At 65.0% G+C, this 24,948-nt stretch carries 22 protein-coding genes; 17 read left to right on the top strand and 5 right to left on the bottom strand.

What is annotated here, in order from left to right:
• The first annotated feature begins 151 nt into the window (after positions 1-151).
• The 3 genes from hrcA to U7114_RS08940 all read left to right on the top strand — a co-directional run bounded on the left by hrcA (position 152) and on the right by U7114_RS08940 (position 3,168).
• Complete coding sequence (gene hrcA, locus U7114_RS08930; RefSeq protein WP_321213595.1) at positions 152-1,165, top strand: heat-inducible transcriptional repressor HrcA; 1,014 nt, start codon at positions 152-154, stop codon at positions 1,163-1,165.
• 78 nt (positions 1,166-1,243) lie between these two features.
• Positions 1,244-2,371, top strand: a complete 1,128-nt coding sequence (dnaJ, locus tag U7114_RS08935; protein ID WP_157242280.1) for a molecular chaperone DnaJ — start codon at positions 1,244-1,246, stop codon at positions 2,369-2,371.
• A 2-nt stretch (positions 2,372-2,373) separates the two neighbouring features.
• Entirely contained in the window at positions 2,374-3,168 is a 795-nt protein-coding gene (locus U7114_RS08940) for a 16S rRNA (uracil(1498)-N(3))-methyltransferase (protein ID WP_323057133.1), read from the top strand.
• Between the two features lie 28 nt (positions 3,169-3,196).
• Here the strand turns inward: U7114_RS08940 and U7114_RS08945 are convergent, their stop codons facing one another.
• Positions 3,197-4,144 carry a GerMN domain-containing protein gene (locus U7114_RS08945; RefSeq protein WP_321213593.1) on the bottom strand — a complete coding sequence of 316 codons (948 nt, stop codon included), beginning with the start codon at positions 4,142-4,144 and terminating at the stop codon, positions 3,197-3,199.
• A 357-nt stretch (positions 4,145-4,501) separates the two neighbouring features.
• On the opposite strand from U7114_RS08945, the gene U7114_RS08950 reads away from it, so the two are divergent.
• From U7114_RS08950 to U7114_RS08970, 5 genes are all read left to right on the top strand, one after another.
• On the top strand, positions 4,502-5,590 hold the full coding sequence (locus U7114_RS08950; RefSeq protein ID WP_157242281.1) for a PhoH family protein: 1,089 nt from the start codon (positions 4,502-4,504) through the stop codon (positions 5,588-5,590).
• On the top strand, positions 5,587-6,060 hold the full coding sequence (gene ybeY, locus U7114_RS08955; protein ID WP_157242282.1) for an rRNA maturation RNase YbeY: 474 nt from the start codon (positions 5,587-5,589) through the stop codon (positions 6,058-6,060). Before U7114_RS08950 ends, ybeY begins: the two co-directional genes overlap by 4 nt.
• Positions 6,057-7,388, top strand: coding sequence for a hemolysin family protein (locus U7114_RS08960; RefSeq protein ID WP_321213592.1), 1,332 nt, complete (start codon positions 6,057-6,059; stop codon positions 7,386-7,388). Before ybeY ends, U7114_RS08960 begins: the two co-directional genes overlap by 4 nt.
• Positions 7,372-8,331, top strand: coding sequence for a GTPase Era (gene era / locus U7114_RS08965; RefSeq protein WP_321213591.1), 960 nt, complete (start codon positions 7,372-7,374; stop codon positions 8,329-8,331). The genes U7114_RS08960 and era overlap by 17 nt, the downstream gene beginning before the upstream one ends.
• Before the next feature lie 218 nt (positions 8,332-8,549).
• Positions 8,550-9,989: an LCP family protein gene (locus U7114_RS08970; protein WP_409339725.1), complete on the top strand. Its 1,440-nt coding sequence runs from the start codon at positions 8,550-8,552 to the stop codon at positions 9,987-9,989.
• Between the two features lie 87 nt (positions 9,990-10,076).
• Here U7114_RS08970 and U7114_RS08975 read toward each other — a convergent pair whose 3' ends face one another.
• The gene (locus U7114_RS08975) at positions 10,077-12,029 is read right to left on the bottom strand and encodes a M13 family metallopeptidase (protein ID WP_323057134.1); all 1,953 of its coding nucleotides are present in this window, start codon (positions 12,027-12,029) and stop codon (positions 10,077-10,079) included.
• A gap of 253 nt (positions 12,030-12,282) precedes the next feature.
• Between U7114_RS08975 and leuA the strand changes: the two genes are divergently transcribed.
• The 3 genes from leuA (at position 12,283) to U7114_RS08990 (ending at position 15,704) form a co-directional block, all read left to right on the top strand.
• Positions 12,283-14,022, top strand: coding sequence for a 2-isopropylmalate synthase (gene leuA / locus U7114_RS08980; protein ID WP_323057135.1), 1,740 nt, complete (start codon positions 12,283-12,285; stop codon positions 14,020-14,022).
• A gap of 99 nt (positions 14,023-14,121) precedes the next feature.
• Complete coding sequence (gene recO / locus U7114_RS08985) at positions 14,122-14,874, top strand: DNA repair protein RecO (protein ID WP_321213587.1); 753 nt, start codon at positions 14,122-14,124, stop codon at positions 14,872-14,874.
• A gap of 2 nt (positions 14,875-14,876) precedes the next feature.
• A complete protein-coding gene (locus U7114_RS08990; RefSeq protein WP_321213586.1) occupies positions 14,877-15,704 on the top strand; it encodes an isoprenyl transferase in 828 nt (275 codons plus the stop codon).
• 48 nt (positions 15,705-15,752) lie between these two features.
• Here U7114_RS08990 and U7114_RS08995 read toward each other — a convergent pair whose 3' ends face one another.
• Both U7114_RS08995 and U7114_RS09000 read right to left on the bottom strand, forming a co-directional pair.
• Positions 15,753-16,781: an alpha/beta hydrolase gene (locus U7114_RS08995; protein ID WP_323057136.1), complete on the bottom strand. Its 1,029-nt coding sequence runs from the start codon at positions 16,779-16,781 to the stop codon at positions 15,753-15,755.
• Positions 16,778-17,773 (bottom strand): alpha/beta hydrolase, encoded by a 996-nt coding sequence (locus tag U7114_RS09000; RefSeq protein WP_157242287.1) that lies wholly within the window; start codon positions 17,771-17,773, stop codon positions 16,778-16,780. Before U7114_RS09000 ends, U7114_RS08995 begins: the two co-directional genes overlap by 4 nt.
• 75 nt (positions 17,774-17,848) lie before the next feature.
• Between U7114_RS09000 and U7114_RS09005 the strand changes: the two genes are divergently transcribed.
• Positions 17,849-18,919 (top strand): quinone-dependent dihydroorotate dehydrogenase, encoded by a 1,071-nt coding sequence (locus U7114_RS09005; protein WP_323057137.1) that lies wholly within the window; start codon positions 17,849-17,851, stop codon positions 18,917-18,919.
• 77 nt (positions 18,920-18,996) lie between these two features.
• On the opposite strand, the gene U7114_RS09010 is transcribed toward U7114_RS09005, so the two are convergent.
• A complete protein-coding gene (locus tag U7114_RS09010; protein ID WP_321213583.1) occupies positions 18,997-19,596 on the bottom strand; it encodes a DUF3043 domain-containing protein in 600 nt (199 codons plus the stop codon).
• Positions 19,597-19,688: 92 nt separating this feature from the next.
• Here U7114_RS09010 and U7114_RS09015 point away from each other — a divergent pair, with 92 nt between their 5' ends.
• The 5 genes from U7114_RS09015 (at position 19,689) to U7114_RS09035 (ending at position 24,918) form a co-directional block, all read left to right on the top strand.
• Complete coding sequence (locus tag U7114_RS09015; RefSeq protein ID WP_323057138.1) at positions 19,689-21,131, top strand: dipeptidase; 1,443 nt, start codon at positions 19,689-19,691, stop codon at positions 21,129-21,131.
• Positions 21,132-21,333: 202 nt separating this feature from the next.
• Positions 21,334-21,723, top strand: a complete 390-nt coding sequence (locus U7114_RS09020) for a HesB/IscA family protein (protein ID WP_066275924.1) — start codon at positions 21,334-21,336, stop codon at positions 21,721-21,723.
• A gap of 186 nt (positions 21,724-21,909) precedes the next feature.
• Positions 21,910-22,782 carry a cytochrome c oxidase subunit II gene (coxB, locus tag U7114_RS09025; RefSeq protein WP_321213581.1) on the top strand — a complete coding sequence of 291 codons (873 nt, stop codon included), beginning with the start codon at positions 21,910-21,912 and terminating at the stop codon, positions 22,780-22,782.
• A 10-nt stretch (positions 22,783-22,792) separates the two neighbouring features.
• Positions 22,793-24,514 (top strand): cytochrome c oxidase subunit I, encoded by a 1,722-nt coding sequence (gene ctaD / locus U7114_RS09030; protein WP_321213580.1) that lies wholly within the window; start codon positions 22,793-22,795, stop codon positions 24,512-24,514.
• A 2-nt stretch (positions 24,515-24,516) separates the two neighbouring features.
• Positions 24,517-24,918, top strand: coding sequence for a cytochrome c oxidase subunit 4 (locus tag U7114_RS09035; RefSeq protein WP_013601026.1), 402 nt, complete (start codon positions 24,517-24,519; stop codon positions 24,916-24,918).
• Positions 24,919-24,948 lie beyond the last annotated feature (30 nt).

Consider the following 24,948-nt stretch of genomic DNA (forward strand, 5'->3'; position numbering starts at 1 on the left):
CACAGGTCCGGATTTCGCCCGGAGCGGTACCAATGCTAGCAACGGCGGGAGTCATAATAGACTGTTAGCACTGAGGCATGTCGAGTGCTAACCCTTGAGGTGGCACAGCGCGGGCGGCGCGGCCGCCCCGAACCCTGGATGGAGGTGGAGTGTGAGCGAGCCACGCAAACTTGAAGTGCTGCGTGCAATCGTGGAGGACTACGTCCACTCCCGGGAACCCGTCGGGTCCAAGGCCCTGGTGGAGCGGCACCATCTCGGTGTGTCCAGCGCAACGATCAGGAACGATATGGCCGCCCTGGAGGAAGAGGGCCTGATCACCGCTCCGCACACCAGCGCCGGACGTATCCCCACTGACAAGGGTTACCGGCTGTTCGTGGACCAGATCTCGGCGGTCAAACCGCTGTCCCAGGCCGAGCGCAGGGCCATCCAGTCGCTGCTGGAAGGATCTGACGACCTCGACGACGTCCTTGACCGCACGGTCCGCCTGCTGTCGCAGCTGACCAACCAGGTTGCCGTGGTCCAGTATCCGCACCTGAGCCGGGCACTGGTCCGCCATATCGAGTTCGTCCTCCTCGCGCCGCGCAAGGTGCTGGTGGTGCTGATCGCCAACAGCGGCAAAGTGGAACAGCGCGTTATCGACGTCGGCCAGGACCTGGGGGACGACGCCCTCGCCACCCTGCGGGCACGGTTCCTTGGCTCCCTTGCCGGCACTCCGCTGAACCAGCTCGCCCAGTCCCTGCCGGCAGTGGTGGCCACAGCCGGCCCGGGGCAAAGGCAGGCCGCCCATGCCCTCGCCGTCGGCCTCGAAGGCCTGGCCCAGAGCAGCAGGGAAGACCGCATGGTCATGGCGGGCACCGCCAACCTTGCGCGTTCCAACGTGGACTTTCCGCTCAGCATCGGACCGGTCCTGGAAGCACTCGAGGAACAGGTGGTCATGCTCCGCCTGCTGAGCGAAATGGCGCAGGACCACCGCGGGGTGGCTGTCAGCATCGGCCGCGAGAATCCCTACGACGGCCTTGCCGAGGCGTCCGTCGTTGCCACGGGGTACGGTCCGGACCACATTGCGAAAATTGGTGTCCTGGGACCAACCCGGATGGACTATCCCACCACCATGGCCGCAGTCAGGGCCGTTGCCCGCTACCTTTCGCGGATCCTGGGACCCTGACGTTTTCCCGTTCCCGGGCATGCAGATCATTTCCCGCAGTCCAACTGCAGGCAGTACAACAAGGAAGAGATACGAACTTTGAGCAGCCACTACGACGTCCTTGGAGTCTCACCGGAGGCCACGGGAGAAGAGATCAAGAAGGCCTACCGCAAGCTGGCGCGCACGCTCCACCCGGACGTCAACCCGGGTGAGGACGCGTCGGACCGCTTCAAGGCCGTGACCCACGCCTACGAGGTTCTTTCGGACCCGCAGAAGCGCCGCGTCTACGACACCACCGGCAACGAGAACGGCACGGACAACGGCTTCGGCGGAGGCAGCTACGCCGGCCAGGGATTCGCGTTCCAGGACATCTTCGACACCTTCTTCGGGGCCGGCGGAACAACGGGCCCGGCTTCCCGCGTCAGGCGCGGCCAGGACGCACTCATCAGTGTCCGCATCGAACTCCGCGACGCTGTCTTCGGCGTCAACAAGAAGCTGGAAGTGGACACGGCCGTCACGTGCCCCACCTGCGAAGGTTCGTGCTGCCGGCCGGGAACCCATCCGGAACGCTGCGACATCTGCGGCGGCAGCGGCCAGGTCCAGCGTGCCGTGCGCTCCATCCTGGGACAGGTCATGACCGCCGCCCCGTGCGGTACGTGCGAGGGCTTCGGCACCGTCATCAAGGACCCCTGCAATGAGTGCAGCGGCCAGGGACGCATCCGCAGCCGCCGTTCGCTGACCATCAAGGTTCCCGCCGGCGTAGCCACCGGAACCCGCATCCAGCTTTCCGGCCAAGGCGAAGCAGGTCCCGCCGGCGGTCCCGCCGGCGACCTCTACGTCGAGATCCGCGTGAACAACGACGCCACCTATGTCCGGGACAACGACGACCTCCACGCAACCCTGCACCTTCCCATGACCGCTGCAGCCCTGGGCACCGAGGTGAGCCTGGAAACGTTCGACGGACCGCAGGAGATCGACGTCAAGCCGGGCACCCAGTCCGGCGAGATCATCACCCTTCGCGGACTTGGCGTGACCCACCTTCGCGGGTACGGGCGCGGCGACCTGAAAGTGCACCTCCAGGTCGAGACTCCCGCCAAGCTGGACGCCGCGCAGGAGGACCTCCTGCGTCAGCTTGCCAAGATGCGAGGTGAACAGATCACCGAGGGCAAGCTTGCGGCCAGCGGGGGCATGTTCGCCAAGCTCCGGGACCGGCTCGGTAACCTGTAGCGGTGAGCAACCCGGTCTTTTTCACTCCTCCCGGTTCCCTTGACCAGCTGGTGGCGGGGGAAGTCTTTGTCCTGGAGGGGCCCGAGGCGCGGCACGCCGTCACGGTGAAGCGGCTTGCCCCGGGCGAGCCCGTTGACATCGTGGACGGCGCCGGGACGCGCATGAGCGGAAAGGTGCTTGCGGCGTCCCCCTCCGGGCTGGATGTTGAGTGCTCCTCCGTGGCCGTTGAGCCGCAGCCGGTAACAAGGCTGGTGCTGGTACAGGCGCTGGCGAAGGGCGACCGCGACGAACTTGCCATTGAGACGGCAACTGAACTCGGGATCGACGCCGTCATACCCTGGCAGTCCGAACGGTCCATCGTCCGCTGGAAAGGCGACCGGGCCGCGAAGGCCCACGCCAAATGGCAGTCCGTGGTCACGGCAGCCGCCAAGCAGGCGCGCCGCGCCTGGGTTCCCGAGGTGCGGCCCGTCGTCGACACCGCCGCGCTGGCCGGCCTCGTGGAGGCCGCAGGGCTTGCCGTCATCCTGCACGAGGACGCGGTTAGGCCCTTGCGGACAGTGCTGGAAGCGTGGCAGCGCGGCGGAACCCCAACGGAACCCCGCGAAGTCTTCCTGATCGTTGGGCCGGAAGGCGGCATCAGTCCCCGGGAAGTAACCCGGCTCTGCGGCAAGGGTGCTGTCACGGCCCTGCTGGGGCACCATGTGCTGCGCTCATCCACCGCCGGCCCCGCCGCCGTCGTGCTTGCCAGCGACGTCCTGGGCCGCTGGGCGGCGCATGCTGCCGAGCCTGCCGGTTGAGCAGGCCGCCGAAGCTGCAGCGTGCGGGCTAGCGGACTTTGAAAGCCCGCGAGTCCTCGTTCTGGTCCGGCTGCCCGTCGGCGCCGGCCTGGGCCACGCGCAACTCGTAGTCGCCGGAAGGCAGCGTGAGGGCAAGCGTGAAGATCCCTCCCTGTCCGGGCTGGGCGGAGGCCGTTGTTTCTCCGGTGAGGAACGGTACCTTGTTGCCGTCCTGCTCCGCCCGCTGGATCTGCCAGCGCAGCTTGCTGCCGGCCAGGGTGCTGCGGCCGGTGATCTTCACGCTTCCGTCGGCAATTTCCACATTTTCCTGCGGATCGATGATCCAGACGGGCGCCACCATGCCCGCGCCCCTCGTCATGAGGTCACCCAGCTGGATGTGGTCGAAAGCAACGTAGTCCGTGTGCCCGTCCACCAGGATCCGCACCCGGATCTGCTGCCCGGAGTCAATGAGCCCGGAGCTGGCCGCAGCGGCCGTGGCCGTATAAACAAGCTGCTGGACGGCACGGGCCGCCATGTCAGCGTCGAGGTTGCTGTTGAACGCGTCCTCGGACACGTCCACCGTAATAACGTCCTTGCCGGAAATCGAGGTGGCGAGCTTGCTGGGATTCTGCCACGGGGTGAAGAAGTCCGGATCAAGCGGCTTATCCTTCATCATCGCCCGCAGGGCACGCGTCACGGGGTTTTCCTGCTCCGGCACGTCCCGGAACTCCCGGTAAAGGAACACGCTGCTGCCGGTGCGGCCAATCCAGTACACCGGCGCCTTGTTGGAGGACTGCGTGGTTTCAAGGGGGGCGCTGGTGGATGGTGCGGTGCCGGTGGCGGCAGGCCCGGAGTTCAGGAGGCCGGTAGGTGCAGGATTGGGCTCGGCCAGGCACCCCGCCAGGAGCGGGCCCACTGCCAGAACCACTGCGAGGACCGCAGGGCGCGCACGGCCCCAGCGTCGTCCTGCCCTCAGGGGCGCAGCTGATGCCGGCACGTTTGGTTGCCTGTCCTTTCGCAACTGGGCCGCTTCCGGGCGGCGGTAGTCCAGCAATGAAGCTGGATTTCCAGCATGGCACAGGGCGCTGGACCGTACGGCCCTGCCATGGTCCCCGGGGCCAACTGCAACGGGAACGATATGAGGCCGATATGAAGTTGATACCTAATGACGCAGCCTCCGCGCCTGAAGGCCGCCTTGCCCTGGTCCGTGGCTGGTTCCCTCATCCGGTGTTGACGCCGTACTGGCGTAAGATGGAGGGACCGCTTGGGCAAGGCGCGCCGGATGCGGTGGCCGGCCCTGCGGTGGACATTATTTTCGTACTTTGAGGGGATCACGGGCCTGCGGGCCGTCACCATGACTGAATCAGCGAATGGAAAGCGCCGGCTCAACACAGGCGAAGGCGCTGCGGGGGAGTTTCCCCATTCCCTGCCCGGCAGCCGTACCGAGGTTGTACTTTTCGACAACTCCGACCAGATGGTCCAGTCCTTGGGCAGCCACGATGAGGCTTTGCGCTTCATCGAGGAACAGTTCCCGCACGTCAATTTCCACGTCCGCGGAAATGAACTTTCCATCACTGGTCCTGCCAGCGACGTGCCCCGCATCATGCGGCTCCTCCACGAGGTCCGCGGCCTGGTGGCCCGCGGCACGGTTATCAGTCCCGCTGTCCTTCAGCAGCTCGTGGCCCTCCTGCGTACCCAGTCGCTGCAGAACCCCGTGGATGTTCTGACCCACGACATCCTTTCCAGCCGCGGGAGGACAATCCGTCCCAAGACGCTGAACCAGAAGACCTACGTCGACGCCATCGACAACAACACGGTGATCTTTGGCATTGGCCCGGCCGGAACAGGGAAGACCTACCTGGCCATGGCAAAGGCTGTGCAGGCGCTTCAGCAAAAAGAGGTCAGCCGGATTATCCTGACGCGCCCGGCAGTTGAAGCCGGGGAACGGCTGGGATTCCTGCCCGGAACCCTGAGCGACAAGATTGATCCCTACCTGCGCCCCCTCTACGACGCGCTGCACGACATGATGGACCCGGAGTCCATTCCCAGGCTGATGGCGGCGGGCACCATCGAAGTGGCTCCGCTGGCCTACATGCGCGGACGCACGCTCAATGACGCCTTCATCATCCTTGACGAGGCGCAGAACACCACGCCCGAGCAGATGAAGATGTTCCTGACCCGGCTGGGCTTTGGCTCCAAGATGGTGGTCACCGGCGACGTCACCCAGGTTGACCTGCCCTTCGGCACCCGCTCCGGGCTCCGTATTGTGGCGGAGATCCTGCAGGGTATCGAAGGCGTCAGTTTCTCGGTGCTGGACGCCGCAGACGTTGTCCGGCACCGCCTGGTGGGGGATATTGTCAACGCCTACAGCATCTGGGATGAGGCACAGCGCAGCCGGGTAAAGCATTCGACCGGCGCCGGCAAGCGGGGGGAACACGCATGAGCATCGAGGTCAACAACGAGTCCGGTGTCCAGGTGGACGAAGCTGAACTCGTTGCTTTGTCCCGGTACATCTTCGAACAGCTCTACATCCATCCGCAGGCTGAACTGTCCATCCTCCTGGTGGATGAGCCTGCAATGGAGAAGCTTCACATCGAACTGATGGACGAGCCAGGTTCCACGGATGTTTTGTCCGTGCCCATGGACGAGCTGACCCCGGGTACGCCTGACCGGCCCACGCCCCAGGGAATGCTGGGCGACATTGCCATTTGCCCCCAGGTGGCCCGGGTGCAGGCCAAAAACGCCGGCCACCCCCTCCAGGACGAGATGTTGCTGCTGACCACCCACGGCATCCTGCATCTGCTGGGATACGACCACGCCGAACCCGAGGAAAAGGCCGAGATGTTCGGGCTCCAGCGTGAGCTGCTGTCCGGCTTCACGGGCAAAGAAGCGCCTGCCGAGACCACCCAGTGACGCCCCTGCTCCTCGTGGCAATGGCCCTGGTCTTCCTGGCCGTTGCGGCGGTGCTGACCGCGGCGGAGGCCGCGTTCAACTTCATCCCGCGCCATGATGCCGAGGAAGCCCTGGTCAAGAGCCGCGGCACCGCCCTGCGGCGCATCCTCGGCCAGCCCGTGGCGCACATCCGCGCCCTGAGGTTCTGGCGCATCTGGTTCGAAATGGCGTCCGCCGTTGCCGTGTCCGTCCTGCTCTACAGCCTGCTCAGCAACGTTTGGCTTGCGGGCCTTGCAGCAACCGGGATTATGGCCCTGCTGGGCTTTGTCATTGTTGGTGTCTCCCCGCGGCAACTCGGACGGCTGCACGCAGCCGCTGTTGTCCGCTTCACCGCGCCGACGATCCGTTTCCTCACCTGGGTGCTGGGGCCCATCCCGGGCTGGCTGGTGAGGCTTGGAAGCACGGCGGCCCCCGGGGCCCCCGGCGGCGACGAGGCGTTCTTCAGCGAGCAGGAATTCCGTGAACTCGTGGAGCGCGCCAGCGAGTCGGACATGATCGAGGACACCGAGGCTGAGATGATCCAGTCCGTCTTCGACTTCGGTGACACCCTTGTCCGCGCCGTCATGGTGCCCCGGACCGACATCCTCACCATCGAAGCGGGGTCAAGCCTGCGCCAGGCCATGTCGCTTTTCCTTCGTTCCGGCTATTCCAGGATTCCGGTGATCGGCGACAGTACCGACCAGATCCTGGGCATCATCTACCTGAAGGATGTTGCCGCCGTCATCCATGAGCTGGCGCCCAACGAGGAGCCGCCGCTGGTGGAATCGCTCGCCCGCGACGTTCGCTACGTACCGGAGTCGAAACCTGTCAGCGACCTGCTCCGGGAGCTGCAGAAAGAGTCCACGCACGTGGCCATCGTGATCGACGAATACGGCGGAACGGCCGGCCTGGTCACCCTCGAGGACCTTATCGAGGAAATCGTGGGCGAAATCGTGGACGAGTACGACACCGAAAGCGCGGAGGCCGTGGAGCTGGGGGACGGTTCGTACCGGGTCAGCGCGCGGATGGGGATTGACGACCTCGGCGAGCTCTTCGGCATTGAGCTTGACGACGACGAAGTGGACACCGTCGGCGGCCTGCTCGCCAAGGCCCTGGGCCGCGTTCCCATTGTGGGGAGCTCCGTGGAAGTGCACGGTGTGTCCCTGCGGGCCGACCGGCTTGAAGGCCGCCGAAACCGCGTCAGCCACATTATTGCGGCACCGTTGGCAAAAGAAGACACTGACCTTGAAGATCTCTTCGACGAGGCGGAAGCAACCCAGCAGGGAGTTTCACGTGAGCAAGAAAAATAAGGCCGAAGGCCAGGACGATTTCGGCGGTTTCCACGCAGGATTTGCGATCCTGGTGGGACGGCCCAACGCGGGCAAGTCCACTTTGACGAACGCGCTGGTGGGCAAGAAGGTGGCCATTACGTCCGCCAAACCGCAGACCACCCGCCACACCATCCGCGGCATCGTTCACCGCGAGGACGCACAACTCATCCTCGTGGATACGCCGGGCCTCCATCGCCCGCGGACGCTCCTTGGCAAGCGCCTTAATGATCTCGTGGCGGATACGCTGGCCGAAGTTGATGCGATTGGGTTCTGCCTGCCGGCCAACGAAAAGATCGGCCCCGGAGACAAATTCATTGCCGCCCAGCTCGCGGCGGTTGGCCGCAAGCCCGTGATCGCCATCGTCACCAAAGCCGACCTCGTGGACCGCCAGGCCCTGACGGAACAGCTCCTGGCCGTCGCAGCCCTCGGCAGGGAAGTGATGGGGGAGGACGGCTGGAAGGACATCGTTCCCGTTTCTGCCACCGACGGCTTCCAGGTGGGCACCGTTGCTGACGTCCTGATCAGCCACATGCCGCCGTCGCCCCCGCTGTACCCCGACGGTGAACTGACGGACGAACCTGAGGCCGTCATGGTCGCAGAACTGATCCGCGAGGCGGCGCTGGAAGGTGTCCGCGATGAACTTCCGCACTCGCTCGCTGTGGTTGTGGAGGAAATCGTTCCCCGCGAAGACCGGCCCGAAGACAGCCCGCTGCTGGACGTGCGGGTCAATCTCTACGTTGAGCGTCCCTCGCAGAAGGCGATCATCATCGGCAAGGGCGGCAGCCGGCTGCGTGAAGTGGGCACCAATGCACGCAAGGGCATCGAGGCGCTCCTGGGCACGCGGATCTATCTCGACCTTCACGTGAAGGTGGCGAAGGACTGGCAGCGGGACCCGAAACAGCTGGTCAAGCTGGGTTTCTGAGCCGTTTCGGCTCCGCCGGCGCAGGCCGCCCGGCATTTTCCCAGCCCGGGCCACTAAAATGGGCCGGATTTGGTTTTTAGAGGAAGGTTCACCACGTGGGGCTAGGCCGCGACAGACGCGACAACGGACTCGATGGTCCCGCCGGAGCGGGACCCGTATCCCGCCACGCCGACGGCGGTACCGTCGGTGCAGCCCGCCATCTTGGGCGCATAAGCGGAATGCCGGTGTGGCTGAAGGTGGTCACGGCCATCCTGTCAGTGGCTATTGTGGGCGGCCTCGCCTTCGCAGGCTTCTGGTTTCTGCGCCTGCAGGGCAACATTTCCAAAGCGCCCCTGAACGCCGGTGGCGGCAGCAACGAATCCGTGAGCGACGCCACCGGACGGATGCAGATCCTCATCCTCGGTTCCGATACCCGTGACGGGAAGAACTCCGAATACGGTACCGCGGATGACTCCAACGGATACGGCAAGTCCGATGTCATGATGCTGATGGACATCTCCGAGGACAACAAGCGCGTCAGCGTCATCAGCTTCCCGCGGGACCTGCTGGTTGACATCCCGCAGTGCAAGGACCCGAAAACCAACCAGGTCTATCCTGCCCGCAGCGGTGTGATGATCAATGAAGCCATGGCTGAAGCAGGCATTGGCTGCGCCGTGGACACCGTCAACAAACTCACCGGCCTGGAAGTGGACCACTTCATGATGGCTGACTTCAATGCCGTGAAGGAACTGTCCAACGCGGTCGGGGGTGTGGAGGTGTGCATCAGTGACGCCGTCTACGATCCTGACTCACGCCTCCGGCTGCCGGCCGGCACCTCGGCTGTCCAGGGTGAGATGGCCCTCGCGTTCCTGCGCACCCGGCATGCCTTTGCCGACGGCGGCGACCTGGGCCGGATCAAGGCCCAGCAAGGGTTCCTGTCCTCCCTGACCCGCAAGATCAAGGACGACGGTACGCTCTCGGATCCGGGGAAGATGCTGAAGATCGCCGACGTGGTAACCCAGAACCTGACCGTCGATGAAGGGCTGGCCTCGGTGCCCAGCCTGCTCACCATCGGGTCCCGGCTCAAGGACATCGACGTCAGCAAGGTGGCGTTCGTGGCTGTGCCCACCACCCCCGCGGTGCTGGATCCGAACAGGCTCCAGATTGCCGAGCCCGCAGGTTCCCAGCTCTTCTCGGCAATGCGGCAGGACGTCGACCTGACCGATCCAACCGCTCCGTCGCCTCCGCCAACGGAGACGTCGGCACCCCCGACCCCCACGGAAACCACGCCTGCGCCCCCGCCCTACGACAAAGCCCTGCAGCCTGTCACGGTGGCCAACGGCAGCGGCGTCCCGGGCCGTGCCCAGGAAATAGTCCAGGCCCTGGTCGCCGGCGGATTCGCGCAGGCCGGCCGGTTTGAGGCGACGGCTGTGGCGCAGTCAGTGGTCTACTACGGCCCGGACTTCGCGGACGTGGCAGCGGATGTTGCCGCAATGCTGGGTATTCCCGCTGAACAAATGCTCCCTGCCCCGAACATCGCAGGGGTCCAGGTATACCTCGGTACCGACTTCACCGCCGGCACCACCTACGGGGCGGCCGTATTGCCCGAAGACATCGTTAACCAGACAGCCAAGGATGCGGCCTGCCAGCAGGCCAATCCGATGCTCATCGAGCGTTAGCGGACCGGGCCCCAGCGGCACAACGGAACAGTCTGTGACAAGGCACAGCGGGGACCGCCGGAAGGCGGGTCCCGCTGTGCCTTGTCATTACCAGATGCTGACGCGTTCCGCGGGAGGCATCCACATGCCATCCTGTTCGGAAACCTCGAATGCCTCGTGGAAGGCGTCGAGGTTCCTGGCAATGGCATTGGTGCGGAACTCGTTAGGGGAGTGCGGGTCCGTCGCGAGACGGCGGATAGCCTCCTCCTGCCGAATGACCTGCCGCCAGCCGGCGGCCCACGAGGCAAAGAAGCGCTGCTCCCCGGTCAGGCCGTCCAGGACCTCCGGTTCCTTTCCGTCAAGGCTGATCTGGTAGGCCTTGTAGGCGATCGCCAGGCCTGCCAGATCGCCAATGTTCTCGCCAAGCGTGAGCCGGCCGTTGACGTTGTGTCCTGGCGCCGCGGAGGGTGACAGGGCATCGAATTGGGCTACGAGTTTGGCGGTGAGTTCTTCGAAAGCCTGCCGGTCCTCGTCCGTCCACCAGTTCCGCAGCGCCCCGCCGCCGTCGAACTGGGACCCCTGATCATCAAAACCATGGCCGATCTCGTGCCCGATGACAGCCCCGATGCCGCCATAGTTCACGGCGTCGTCAGCATCGGCCGTGAAGAACGGGGGCTGCAGGATCGCTGCCGGGAACACGATTTCGTTCATCATCGGGTGGTAGTACGCGTTGACCGTCTGCGGGGTCATGAGCCACTTGTTGCGGTCCACGGGCTTGCCCACCTCATCAAGGTGCCTGTCGACGTCGGCATTATGTGCACGTTCCACATTGCCCAGCAGGTCAGCCGGATCGATCTCCACGGCGGAGTAATCGATCCATTCCTCCGGGTAGCCGATTTTCGCCCGGAACCCCTCCAGTTTCCGGAGCGCTTCCGCCTTTGTGGCGTCTCCCATCCAGCCCACGGCGGTGATGCTCTGCCGGTAGGCCTCTATCAGGTTGGCAACGAGCGCCTGCATGCGCGCCTTGTGGGTCTCCGGGAAGTGCCGGGCGACGTAGATCTGCCCCACGGCTTCGCCAAGCGCCGCTTCGACGACGGCGACACCGCGCTTCCAGCGGTCCTTGTTCCTCGGGGTGCCGCTGAGTGTGGTCCCGTAGAAGGCGAAATTGGCATCCACGAACGACGATGAAAGGTAGGGGGCCGCGGCGCTCACCACCCGCATGGCGAGCCATTCCTGCCAGTGGGCCAGCGGCTCGGACTCAAGGAGCGCTGCGGCCCCGTCGAAGAACGGCGGGGTGCTCACCACGATTTCCCGGCGTTTGGCCTCGTCGATGCCGGCGGCTTCGAACCATGTGGTGAGCAGGGGGAACAGCGCGGACGCTTCATCCGCGGTCTTCAGGTTGTAGGTCTTTTGCGGGTCCCGGAGCGTGACTTTGTCCCAGTGGTGGGATGCGAGCCTGGTCTCCAGCTCCACCACCCGCCCGGCGGCGGCCCCGGCGTCAGCAACGCCGGCCAGCTCAAGCATGGTCTTCACGTGGGCGTTGTACGCCGTAACCGTCGGCGCGAACTTTTCTTCCCGGTAGTACGACTCGTCCGGCAGGCCGAGGCCGCCCTGTCCGGTGTACAGCAGGATCCGGTCGGGGTTGCCCGCGTCGGGGGCCGGGTAGATATAGAAGAGCCCCCCAACATCGGCCCGGAAGAGCCGCCCCGCCAGGGACACGAGCTCAGCCACGGTGGTTGTGGCGAACACGGCTGCCAGCCTCTGCCGGATCGGTTCCATGCCCTTGGCTTCAACAGCGGCCTCGTCCATGAAGCTGTTGTAGAGGTCGCCGATCTTCCGCTCGATTCCGCTGGCGGCGTCACCCTTGGCCGCCGCCTCCTCAATGATGTCCCGGACCGCGATCTCTGCACCGTCCCGGAGCGCCGTGAAGGCTCCCTCAAGCGGACGGTCGTCAGGGATTTCCGCGCCCTTCAGCCAGGCACCGTTGACGTGCTGGTACAGGTCATCCTGCGGCCGGACCGTGTGGTCGATGGTGGACAGGTCGATCCCCGATATGGGCACTGAAACTCCTTTGATGAAGGGCCGCGGCCCGGTCGAATACCCGGCGGCGTCTGCATGGTGGACTTTACGGACGGTAGTGCCCTTTCATCTTACGCACGCGTGTTACCCTCAAAAGGTGCGTGCAGAGCTCCTTCTTCTTAGCTGCCGCGGCGAGGCCTCAGACGCGATCTAGCGCAAGGCCCACCCTCGCTGCGGAGTTTGTGTTGCCCGGCCACCCTTTCACCGAAGAACCACAGAAAAGGCCCCGATAGTAATGCGAAACGCACAGAAGCCCTCAGGAATGCCCTTCCACCGGTACACGCCGTTCCAGGACCAGATCAAGGTAGAGCTGCCGGACCGCACGTGGCCGGACAAGATCATCACCAAAGCCCCCCGCTGGTGTGCGGTGGACCTGCGTGACGGCAACCAGGCCCTGATTGATCCCATGAGCCCTGCCCGCAAGATGAAGATGTTCGACCTGCTGGTACGGATGGGCTACAAGGAGATTGAGGTAGGTTTTCCCTCTGCTTCCCAGACGGATTTCGACTTTGTCCGCCAGCTCATTGAGGGCAACCACATCCCGGACGACGTCACCATCCAGGTCCTCACCCAGGCCCGCGAGCACTTGATCGAGCGCACCTACGAATCCCTGGTAGGCGCCAAGCAGGCCATCGTCCACCTGTACAACTCCACCTCCGTCCTGCAGCGCCGGGTTGTCTTCAACCAGGACGAGGACGGCATCCTGGACATCGCACTCCAGGGCGCCCGCCTGTGCAGGAAGTACGAGGAGACCCTCGCGGACACGCACGTGACCTACGAGTACTCCCCGGAGTCCTTTACCGGCACTGAGCTGGAATACGCTGTGCGGGTCTGCAACGCCGTCGCTGATGTTTTTGAAGCCTCCGCGGACCGCCAGGTCATCATCAACCTGCCTGCCACCGTGGAAATGGCCACCCCCAATGTTTACGCCGACTCCATCGAGTGGATGAGCCGCCACCTGCATCCCCGCGAAGGCATCATCCTCTCCCTGCACCCCCACAATGACCGCGGCACTGGCGTAGCGGCCGCGGAACTGGGCTATATGGCCGGCGCCGACCGCATCGAGGGCTGCCTCTTCGGCAACGGTGAGCGGACCGGCAACGTCGACCTGGTGACCCTCGGCCTGAACCTGTTTGTGCAGGGCATCGACCCCATGATCGACTTCTCCAACATCGACGACGTCCGCCGGACCGTGGAGTACTGCAACCAGCTCCCCGTCCCCGAGCGCTCACCCTACGGCGGCGACCTCGTCTTCACCGCGTTCTCCGGCTCCCACCAGGACGCCATCAAGAAGGGTTTCGAGGCGTTGGAGCGGGACGCCGCGGCCGCCGGCAAGGCAGTGGAAGACTTCACGTGGCAGGTGCCGTACCTGCCCGTGGACCCCAAGGACCTGGGCCGCAGCTACGAGGCCGTTATCCGCGTCAACTCGCAGTCCGGCAAGGGCGGCGTGGCCTACCTGCTGAAGAACGAGCACAGCCTGGACCTGCCGCGCCGCGCTCAGATCGAATTCTCCGGCGTGATCCAGAAGCGCACGGACACCGTTGGCGGCGAAGTAAGCGGCGCCCAGCTGTGGCAGGTCTTCCAGGATGAGTACCTGCCCTCCGGGAAGGCAGACGGGCAGTGGGGACGCTACTCCCTGGGCGCTGTCAAGACAGAAACGGATGACGACGGCGGCATGACGCTTCACGCCTCGCTCACCGTTGACGGCGTGCAGGTCCAGCGTACCGGGACCGGCAACGGCCCCATTGCGGCCCTGCTGAGCATCCTGCGGGAAGACGGCGTGGATGTCCGGGTCCTCGACTACAGCGAACACGCCCTTTCCGAGGGCGGCAATGCCATGGCCGCCGCCTACGTCGAGTGCGCCGTGGGGGAGCGGGTCCTGTGGGGCGTGGGCATTGACGCCAACACCAGCATGTCTTCGCTGAAGGCAGTTATTTCCGCCGTGAACCGCGCCATCCGGGACGCCCGGGCCTGACGCCGCACCGTTGTGCCGCCGGGACCGCCGGCGGCACAACGGAGCCCCGCCTGGTGGCGGCCGGCCGAATGGTGCCTGCAAAGGATGGGAAGATAAGGCGTGGCCCAACACTCTTTCGCCTCCCGCGCGTACCGGGACGACGCCGTCGTACTGCGCACCCATAAGCTGGGCGAGGCGGACCGGATCATCACCCTCCTGACCAAGCACCACGGCCAGGTGCGGGCTGTGGCCAAGGGGGTCCGGCGCACCAGCAGCCGGTTTGGAGCGCGCCTTGAGCCGTTTATGGTGGCGGACCTGCAGCTTGTTTCCGGCAAGACGCTGGACATCGTCACCCAGGCGGTGGCCAAGGGCGCCTACGGCGGCAGCATTGCCGCCGATTACGGCCGGTATACGGTGGCGGCGGCGATGACCGAGACGGCGGAGAAGCTCACCGACGTCGACGGGGAGGCAGGAACTGCCCAGTACAACCTGCTGGTGGGTGCCCTGGCCGCCTTGAGCAGGGATGAACACGCCGCCGGCCTGATCCTCGACTCCTATCTGCTGCGCGCCTTGGCCACCGGCGGTTGGGCCCCCAGTTTTACGGACTGCGCCCGCTGCGGGGTTCCCGGCCCGCATACCGCTTTCTCAGCGCCGCTGGGAGGGATGGTCTGCAGCGGCTGCAGGCCCCCAGGATCACCGGCTCCTGCGCCGGAAACCGTGGTCCTCCTGGCGGCACTGCTCACCGGTGACTGGACCACGGCGGACGGCTCCCTTCCGCCACACCGGAAAGAAGCTGCGGGCCTGGTGGCGGCGTACCTGCAATGGCATCTCGAACGAGTCCTGAAGTCCCTCAAACATGTGGAGCGAAGCTGACAGTGGCCCTCGGCAAAAAGAACCCCGCGTCCCGAAAGCGCACCCACCCGGTGGTTGCACCGTACCCTCATCCCTCCGGAGCCGTGGCGCCCTCCATCCCCGCAGAGTTCATTCCCCGCCACGTGGCGATCGTGATGGACGGCAACGGGCGCTGGGCCAACCAGCGCGGACTGCCCCGGATTGAAGGGCACAAGGCAGGCGAGCCGGCGCTGCTGGACGTCATGGCAGGGGCGATAGAACTCGGCATCGAGTATGTCAGCGTCTATGCCTTCTCCACGGAAAACTGGCGCCGGTCTCCGGAGGAAGTACGCTTCCTGATGGGATTTAACAAGGATGTGCTGCGCCGGCAAAGAAACCAGCTCGATGAATGGGGCGTGCGCGTCCGCTGGTCCGGCCGCCGGCCGCGGCTGTGGGGCTCAGTCATCCGGGAGCTGGAAGAGGCCGAGGAGTTCACCGCGGGCAACAGCACTTGCACGTTGACCATGTGTGTTAATTACGGCGGCCGGGCTGAAATTACCGACGCAGTCTCGGCCATCGCCGCCGAGGTTGCTGCGGGCAGGCTGAAACCCGGTGCCATCACCGAGCGGACCATCCAGAAGTACCTTGACGAGCCGGACCTGCCGGACGTGGACCTGTTCCTCCGCAGCTCGGGCGAGCAGCGGCTGTCCAATTTCATGCTTTGGCAGTCCGCCTACGCCGAGTTCGTTTTCATGGACACGCTGTGGCCCGACGTCGACCGCCGGACGCTCTGGGCGGCAGTGGAGGAGTACGCCCGGCGGGACCGCCGGTACGGCGGGGCGGTGGATGCCGCCGCACCCGCGGGATCCTAGGGTCCACGCCCCGCCGGCAGCACACCCGGTTCCGGCAGGAGGCGGCCTTCAGGCCGGGTAGCCCCTGAGCCACGCCGCGAGGTCCCGGCAGGCTTCCTCCCGCACCCCGCGGCGGGACAGGAAAACGTCGTGGATGGCACCGGGATAGCGGAACACCGCCACCCGCCGTCCAAGGCGGAGCGCACGGTGGGCTGTCTCCTCGACATCGATGACGGCGTCCGCCTCCATCAATTCCGCCGACCACTCGATTTGGATGCGGGTGCGGTCCGACAGCATGACCAGGGCCGGGGCCCGGATGTCCAGCCGCCGTTCCACCGCGGCGTGGCCGGCAAGGACTGCCTTGGCCCATCCTGCCCGAATGGGAAAGGACGCCCGTGGGCGCCACTGCGGGTCGAGGTGCCCCTCCCCGTGGGCCTCGCTGCTGACGCTCTGCCAGTAGCCGGGCATCTCCGGAAGCCACAATGGGCGGCGGGGATCGGCCCTGGACAGCGGGTCCACCAGGTGCATGGCAATGGTGCGGATGATGCTGCTCCCCTGCAGTTCCAGCCACGGTGCGTTCAGGATCAGGGTGCCCACCGCCTTCGGGTTCCGGTCAGCCCACAGGGCGGTGATAAGCCCGCCCAGGGAGTGCGCCAGGACGTGCACCGTGGGGAAGACTCCCGGTCCCAGGGCCTCCTCGAAGTCCTCCCTGATCGCCGCGATGGCGGCTGCCAGGTCAGCATCGTAGACTCCCAGGTCGTCAGTGAAGCCGGGCGTCTGCCAGGGGCGCAGGCTGCGGCCGAACTTGCGCAGGTCAACGGCGTAGAAAGGGAACCCCGCCCCGGTGAGGTACTCCGCGACTTCCGCCTGGAGGAAGTAGTCCGCCCAGCCGTGGACGTAAAGGACCACGTTGACAGCCGCCCGCTGTTCCGCCGTACCCTGCCGGGGTCCCTGGCCGGTGCAACGGACAAGCGTTGCGCATACTTCGCCTTCATCATCGGGTTCCAGGGGCAGCACGCGCTGCTCGAAACGCGGCCCCAGGATGTCGGCAGACCATTGGGCAGCGGCTCTTTCCCGGCCCGCGTGCCCTTTGCTCATCCGCTCTTCCAACTTTCGGATGGCTCGTCGTCGCCATAAGCCTTAAGCCAGCGTGCCAACCGGGCATAGGCATCGGCACGCACCGCGGCGCGGGAGAGGAACACGTCATGAAGGGCGCCGTCTATGCGTTCCACGGTCACCGTACGGCCAAGGGTGAGGGCACGCGTAGCGATGATGTTGACGTCAAGTACGGCATCCGTCCGCCGCATCTCTTCAGACCAGAAGAGGCCGTTGGCGCTGCCGCTGGACAGCAGGACAAGGATGGGAACGTCTATGTTGAGGCCCCGCGCCACCTTGGAGTGCCCGGACAGCACGGCATTGAGCCAGCCTGCCCGCACGGGAAACGCCATCGGGGGACGGTACCGGTCATCCAGAGTCCACTCACCGTCGGCCGAGCTGCTGATGGTCCGCCAGTAGAACCCCCGTTCCGGAAGCCTAAGCACGGCTTCGGGCCGGAACCGCGCGACCGGTCCCACCATCCTGGATGCCGCACGTCGCACCAGTGAGCTGCCGTGCATCTCCAGCCACGGGCTGTTCAGGACCAGCCGGGAGACCCGGCCGGGGTGCCGGCTGGCCCACAGCGCCGCCACCAGTCCTCCTGTCGAATGGCCCATAAGGGTCAGCGAGGGGTCCGCGCCGTCCTGGCCGATCAGTTGGAATGCAGCTTCGATTTCGGCATCGTAGTCCATGAGGTCGGCGACGTATCCGCCCGGGAAATCCGGACGCAGGCTCCGGCCGTGGTTGTGCATGTCCAGTGCGTAGAAGTCGTAACCCGCCGTGGACCAGAATCGGGCAAGGTCCGCGTTGAAGAAATAGTCGCTCCAGCCATGCAGGAACAGGACGGCGCTGCGCCGGCCCGGGGATGGAGGCAACTTCGTCAGTGCTGGGCGGAACCGGACCAGCGTGGCGGTGCGCTCCACACCGTCCGGCCCCGTGGCGCGGAAGGCGTGCGACTCGAAGTCAGCGCCCAGGATGTCCTGCTGCCATTCCATGCGTTTATGCTAATCCGCTGCAGGTTTGCCCCGCCTCATTTTGGTCTGGGCCCTCCTAGGCGGAAAACTAGAGGCATGCGCGTTTATCCCACATTCTTCAGGCTGGCCTTTTCATGGATGGACGCCGAGCGCGCCCACAAGATCGGATTCAAGGGCATCAGGCTGGCGCATCGCTCCGGTGCGGGGAAGGTGCTGGCGAAGCTGACGGCTCCAGCACCGTCGCTCCAGACCACGGCCTTCGGAATCACCTTTCCATCGCCGTTCGGGCTTGCTGCCGGCTTCGACAAGGAAGGCCATGGGATCGAGGCCCTGACGGAGCTTGGCTTCGGCCACGTTGAGGTGGGAACCATCACCGGGCAGGCCCAGCCGGGCAACGAGAAACCTCGGCTCTTCCGCCTGGTGGAGGACCGCGCGGTCATCAACCGCATGGGATTCAACAACGACGGCGCAACCGCCGTGGCCCCGCGGCTCAAGGCCGCGCGCGCCGCCCTCCAGCGCCGGCACCGGGGCGTGCGCCCCGTCATCGGCGTCAATATCGGCAAGACCAAAACGGTGGAGCTTGCCGATGCGGTGGAGGACTACCTCGTCAGTGCCCGCAGCCTTGCACCTGCTGCGGACTACCTGGTGGTCAACGTAAGTTCGCCCAATACCCCCAGCCTGCGGCTGCTGCAGGATGTGGAGTCGCTCCGGCCGCTGCTGACGGCTGTGGGCCAGGAAGCGGACAGGTCGGCAGGCCGCCACGTCCCCCTGCTTGTAAAGATCGCCCCGGACCTCAGCGACGAGGATATCGACGACGTCGCACGCCTGGCGCTGGACCTCAAGCTGGACGGCATTATCGCCACCAACACCACCATCGCCAGGAGCGGCCTGTCCACGCCGGCGGAAGAGGTGGAAAAGTGCGGCGCCGGAGGGCTCTCGGGTGCGCCGCTGAAGCAGCGCTCCCTCGACGTGCTGCGCCGCCTGAAGCAGGTCACCGGTGACGCCCTCACCCTGGTGGCCGTGGGCGGCGTTGAAACGGCACAGGACGTCCAGGACAGGCTCGACGCCGGGGCCACCCTGGTCCAGGGCTATACCGCCTTCCTCTATGAAGGACCGTTCTGGGCTGCCCGGATCAACCGCGAACTGGCGAAGAGCCGCCGGCCCTAGGCCGTGAACGGTCCAAAGCAAAAACCCCGGCGGAATATCCGCCGGGGTTTTGTTGGCTGTTGGAGGGCGCCGCGGGCTCAGGCCGGGTACTGGCCGCGCTTGACCTGGGGCTTGGGGAGGCGGAGCTTGCGGAACTGCAGGGAACGCATGGAGCCGTACCACACGGTTCCGCGCTCCACCTCGCCGAATTTGGCGGTCAGCCGCTTGCGAAGCTGGCGGGACAGGATGAACACGTCCACGAAGACGGCCAGGAACATCACCCAGAACCCGCCGAGGACGTAGATCATCAAGTCGCTGGACGCCGGGACCACCAACGACACCAGGACGAATACGAGGGCGCCGAACATCAGGTACTCACCGAGGCTGAAACGTGCGTCAACGTAATCACGGGCAAACCGTTTCTGCGGACCCTTGTCGCGCAGCGGCAGGAACCGTTCGTCACCGGTGTCCAGCGCCTGGCGCATCTTAAGCCGCTGGTCCTGGATTGCCTGGCGCTCGGCAGCCTTCGAGGCTTTACGGTCTTCCGGGACAAGTGGCCGCCTGCGGGCCGCCTCCTGTGCCTTACGCGTGGGAGTTGGGGCACCCTTGCCGCTCAAGCCCTCTGTCCGCCCCGGCTCTGCAGCCTGTTGGTCTATTATTTGCTGCGCCGAGGGCGCTTCCTTTTTACGTCCGAACACCAGAACAGAATACCTTGCGGCGGGGAACTGAAGTCATGCCCAGGCCAACCGTTGGTCCCAAGCAGTCAATGTGACGCGGGTAATGTTTTGCCATGACTTCATTGCCGACGGGCACGCCGCAAAACCATAATGCCCTTCCATCACCGGGCCTTGCCGGAAACAACCGGACGGAAGACCTTCGCAGCTCCATAGACCGGTCCTTCAACCAGACCTTGGCCCGGCTCAAAGAGCTGGTCGCCATCCCCGGCATCGCCTGGCCAAGCTTTGACCGGGCCCCGCTGGAACGCAGCGCCGAAGCTGTAGCGGAACTGCTCCGCGGCACCGGACTCGGAAACGTCCAGATCCTTGGCTGCAACAAGCCTGACGGCACGCCGGGAGGGCCCGCCGTCGTCGCCCAACGGCCTGCCGCCGACGGCAAGCCGACGATCCTCCTCTATGCCCACCACGACGTCCAGCCCGCGGGTGATCAGAGTCTGTGGGAGACGGAACCGTTCACCGCCGTCGAGAAGGACGGACGCCTGTACGGCCGCGGCGCGGCGGACGATAAAGCCGGCATCATGGCGCACCTGGCGGCATACGCAGCAGTTACGGAGGTGCTCGGGAACTCGCTGGGGCTCGGCGTCACGTTCTTCTTTGAGGGTGAGGAAGAAGCCGGCTCGCCTACTTTCCGCTCTTTCCTGGAGGCAAACCGGGAACTGCTCCGCGCCGACGTCATCGTCGTCGCCGATTCCAGCAACTGGAAGGTGGGGGTTCCGGCCCTGACCACCAGCCTGCGGGGCCTGGTGGACGGAACCATCGAAGTCCAGGTCCTCGACCACGCCGTGCACTCCGGTATGTACGGGGGACCGGTGCTGGATGCGCCCACCCTCCTGTCGCGCCTCATCGCCACCCTGCACGACGACGAAGGAAATGTCGCCATCGAGGGACTGGTGGCAAGGGATACAGCCACGGTTGACCTTTCCGAGGAAGACTACCGGGCAGACGCTTCAGTACTCGACGGCGTCCGGCTTGCCGGGTCGGGCAGCATCGCCTCCCGATTGTGGACCAAGCCGGCCCTGTCCATCATCGGGTTCGACGCTCCGTCAGTGGAGGCGGCTTCGAACACCCTGTTGCCCCGCGCCCGGGCGAAGTTCAGCCTGCGCCTCGCCCCTGGCCAGGTCCCGGAGGAAGCCATGGAGGCTGTGCGCCGGCATGTTGCGGCAAACGCACCCTTCGGCGCGAAGGTGACCTTCACGCCGGGGGAGAGCGGCAACCCGTTCCTGACCGACACGTCGTCGTCTGCGGCGTCACTGGCCATGTGGGCGCTGGGAGAGGCCTGGGGAGTCAAAGCCGTGGAAACAGGGATCGGCGGATCCATTCCCTTTATTGCCGACCTCACGGAACTGTATCCGGACGTGCAGATCCTGGTGACCGGTGTGGAGGATCCGGACTCCCGGGCGCACAGTGCGAATGAGTCCCTGCACCTTGGCGATTTCCGCAAGGCCATCCTTGCCGAGGCCCTGCTCCTGGCCCGGATTAACGACCAGGGACTCTAGGACCGGTTCAGGGGACCCGGGGCACGATGGGAGCGCGGCGCTGGCTGTTCCCGGGGAACAACGGGGAGCCGTCGATGGTTACGTTCAGGAGTTAGAGCTACACCTCCGCCCCGCGTAGCATGTAGCTATAGCCCATACCGAAACCGTAGGGGCAGGCACCGCCAGCGCGGCGCCGCCAGACCGTCCTAAGAAGGTAGGCCAAATGAGCACCGCAACCAATGAGAACAGCACCGGTACCACCAGCACGGCCAGTGACGAACTGCCCGTCCACGAGGTCAAGCTGACCGACGTCGCCGCAGGTAAGGTACGCAGTCTTCTCGAGCAGGAAGGCCGTACGGATCTGCGCCTCCGGGTTGCAGTGCAGCCCGGCGGCTGCTCCGGACTGATCTACCAGCTCTACTTCGATGAGCGGCTCCTGGACGGAGACGCAGTCCGGGATTACGACGGCGTCGAGGTTGTCGTGGACAAGATGAGCGTTCCGTACCTTAGCGGTGCCAGCATCGACTTCGAGGACACCATCTCCAAGCAGGGCTTCACCATCGACAACCCGAACGCCGGCGGCTCTTGCGCGTGTGGGGATTCGTTCCACTAAGCCGGTTATTTCGCCCGATGCCGGCGCCGGGTTTCCTGCCGAAAATATCGGTACGGGGGCACGGCGCCGACATGTGGGCGAAACGCCCGGCGGAGCGGTAAGCTCTACACCGAGTAGTAAAACTTTTAGTGTGCCCGGGGCGGCCAAGGCTGCCCGGACAACAGCAACAAGTAGGAAGGGCCGTCTGTGAGTTCGCAGAACCGAACCGGCAGCCGACGCAAAACGATCACAACGATCTCAAGCTTGGCAATTGCCGGCGCGTTGGTTTTGACCGGATGTTCGCCAGAGGTAGAGAAAGGGTGGCTGCCCACTGAACGTGGCACCACCAGCAACACCGACCGCATCATGGACCTCTGGGTCAACTCATGGATTGCCGCCCTGGTTGTGGGCATCATTACCTGGGGCCTGATCGTCTGGTGCCTTGTTGCATACCGCCGCCGCAAGGGCACCGTCGGGTTCCCGCGGCAGACCAGCTTCAACCTGCCCCTTGAAGTCTTTTACCTGACCATCCCCCTGTTCATGGTTGTGGTGTTCTTCTACTTCACCGACCGTGACCAGCAGGCGATTGACAACCGCTCCCAGCCTGCCGACGTCGTTGTCGACGTCCGCGGCAAGCAGTGGGCCTGGGACTTCAACTACAAGGCCGGCGACGTCATCCAAGAGGACGTCCACGAGGCCGGGGTGCAGGCGCACCTCACGGGCAACACCATCGATAAGGAACAGCTCCCCACCCTGTACCTGCCGGTCAACAAGTCTGTTGACCTCGAACTCAACGCACGCGACGTCATCCACTCCTTCTGGGTCCCCGCTTTCCTCCAGAAGCGCGACATGATCCCGGGCAAGACCAACTACATCAGGTTCACCCCCACCAAAGAGGGCACCTACGACGGCAAGTGTGCCGAACTTTGCGGTGAGTACCACTCCGAAATGCTGTTCCGCGTGAAGGTGGTGTCGGAATCCGAATTCCAGGCCCACATGAACGAGCTGCGCGAAGCCGGCAACACGGGTCTCCTCGGCGTCGAGTACGACCGCAACCCGAACCTGAACGAAATTAAGTAAGGGGAGCGACGTGGCTACTTATACCCAGACCGCACCTGCCGGAACCCTCGAGGCTTCCGTAGTTCCTAAGTCCAAGGGACGCATCGTCGTCAACTGGATCACCTCCACCGACCACAAGACCATCGGGTACATGTACCTGATCGCGTCGTTCGTGTTCTTCTGCCTGGGCGGCGTCATGGCGCTGCTCATCCGCGCCGAACTGTTCGAGCCCGGCATGCAGATCCTGCAGACCAAAGAGCAGTACAACCAGCTCTTCACGATGCACGGCACCGTCATGCTGCTGATGTTCGCGACACCGCTGTTCGCCGGCTTCACCAACGTCATCATGCCGCTGCAGATCGGTGCCCCCGACGTCGCGTTCCCGCGGCTGAACGCCCTGGCCTTCTGGTTCTTCCTCTTTGGTTCCACCATCGCGGTGTCCGGTTTCATCACCCCGCAGGGTGCGGCATCGTTCGGCTGGTTCGCCTACGCGCCGCTGTCCAACACGACGTTCAGCCCCGGCATCGGTGGCGACCTGTGGGTGTTCGGCCTGGCGCTGTCCGGCTTCGGCACCATCCTGGGCGCGGTCAACTTCATCACCACCATCATCTGTATGCGTGCCCCCGGCATGACCATGTGGCGGATGCCCATCTTCACCTGGAACGCCCTGGTGACTTCCATCCTCGTGCTGATGGCCTTCCCGCCGCTAGCGGCTGCTCTGTTCGCGCTCGGTGCCGACCGCCGCTTCGGTGCCCACATCTTCGATCCGGAAAACGGCGGTGCCGTCCTCTGGCAGCACCTGTTCTGGTTCTTCGGCCACCCCGAGGTGTACATCATCGCGCTGCCGTTCTTCGGCATCGTTTCGGAGATCTTCCCGGTGTTCAGCCGCAAACCGATCTTCGGCTACAAGGGCCTGGTCTACGCCACCATCGCCATCGCCGCACTGTCGGTAACCGTGTGGGCACACCACATGTACGTCACCGGATCCGTGCTGCTGCCGTTCTTCGCGTTCATGACCATGCTGATCGCGGTTCCGACCGGTGTGAAGTTCTTCAACTGGATCGGCACCATGTGGCGCGGTTCGCTGACGTTCGAGACCCCGATGCTCTGGAGTATCGGCTTCCTGATCACCTTCCTGTTCGGCGGCCTCACCGGCATCATCCTGGCGTCCCCGCCGCTGGACTTCCACGTCTCGGACTCCTACTTCGTGGTGGCGCACTTCCACTACGTGGTGTTCGGCACCGTGGTGTTCGCGATGTTCGCCGGCTTCTACTTCTGGTGGCCGAAGTTCACCGGGAAGATGCTGAACGAGCGCCTGGGCAAGATCCACTTCTGGCTGCTGTTCCTTGGCTTCCACGGGACGTTCCTCATCCAGCACTGGCTGGGTGTCGAAGGCATGCCGCGCCGTTACGCGGACTACCTGGTGGAGGACAACTTCACCTGGATGAACCAGTTCTCCACCGTGGCATCGTTCGTCCTGGGCGCCTCCCTGATCCCGTTCTTCTGGAACGTCTACATCACGTGGCGCAACGGGGAAAAGGTCCAGGTTGATGATCCGTGGGGCTTCGGCGCCTCGCTGGAATGGGCCACGTCCTGCCCGCCGCCGCGGCACAACTTCACCTCGCTGCCCCGGATCCGTTCCGAGCGGCCCGCCCTGGACCTGCACCACCCGGAACTTCGCCAGGTCCACACCGTTGAGTCACCGGCGCCGGCCGCCCAGGTACTCGGAAACGCCGACCAGAGGGACAACTGACAATGAAAATTGAATCTTGGATTTTTGGTGCCGGAGTCTTCTTCTTCGTCCCGGTGTCCCTGGTCTATGGCTTCCTGACCAACTGGGGCGAATGGGTGGGCATCCTCGGCATCCTGCTGGTGGGCGGACTTGCCGGCATGATTGGCGGCTACCTTGGCTTCACCGGGAAGCGCGTTGGTATGCGCCCCGAGGACCGCAGCGATGCTGAGATCCACGAAGGCGCCGGCGAGCAGGGACACTTCAGCCCCTGGAGCTGGTGGCCGCTGGTCCTGGGAATCGCGTGCGCAACAGGTTTCCTGGGCCTTGCGGTCGGTTTCTGGATTGTGTTCATCGCGGCCGGCCTGGCAGTAGTGGCACTCATCGGCTGGGTGTACGAATACAGCCGCGGAGACCACGCGCACTAACGCTTCACCGATTACGACGTCGGGCCCCAC

Source organism: Pseudarthrobacter sp. C1 (assembly GCF_034720455.1).
Lineage (GTDB): Bacteria > Actinomycetota > Actinomycetes > Actinomycetales > Micrococcaceae > Arthrobacter.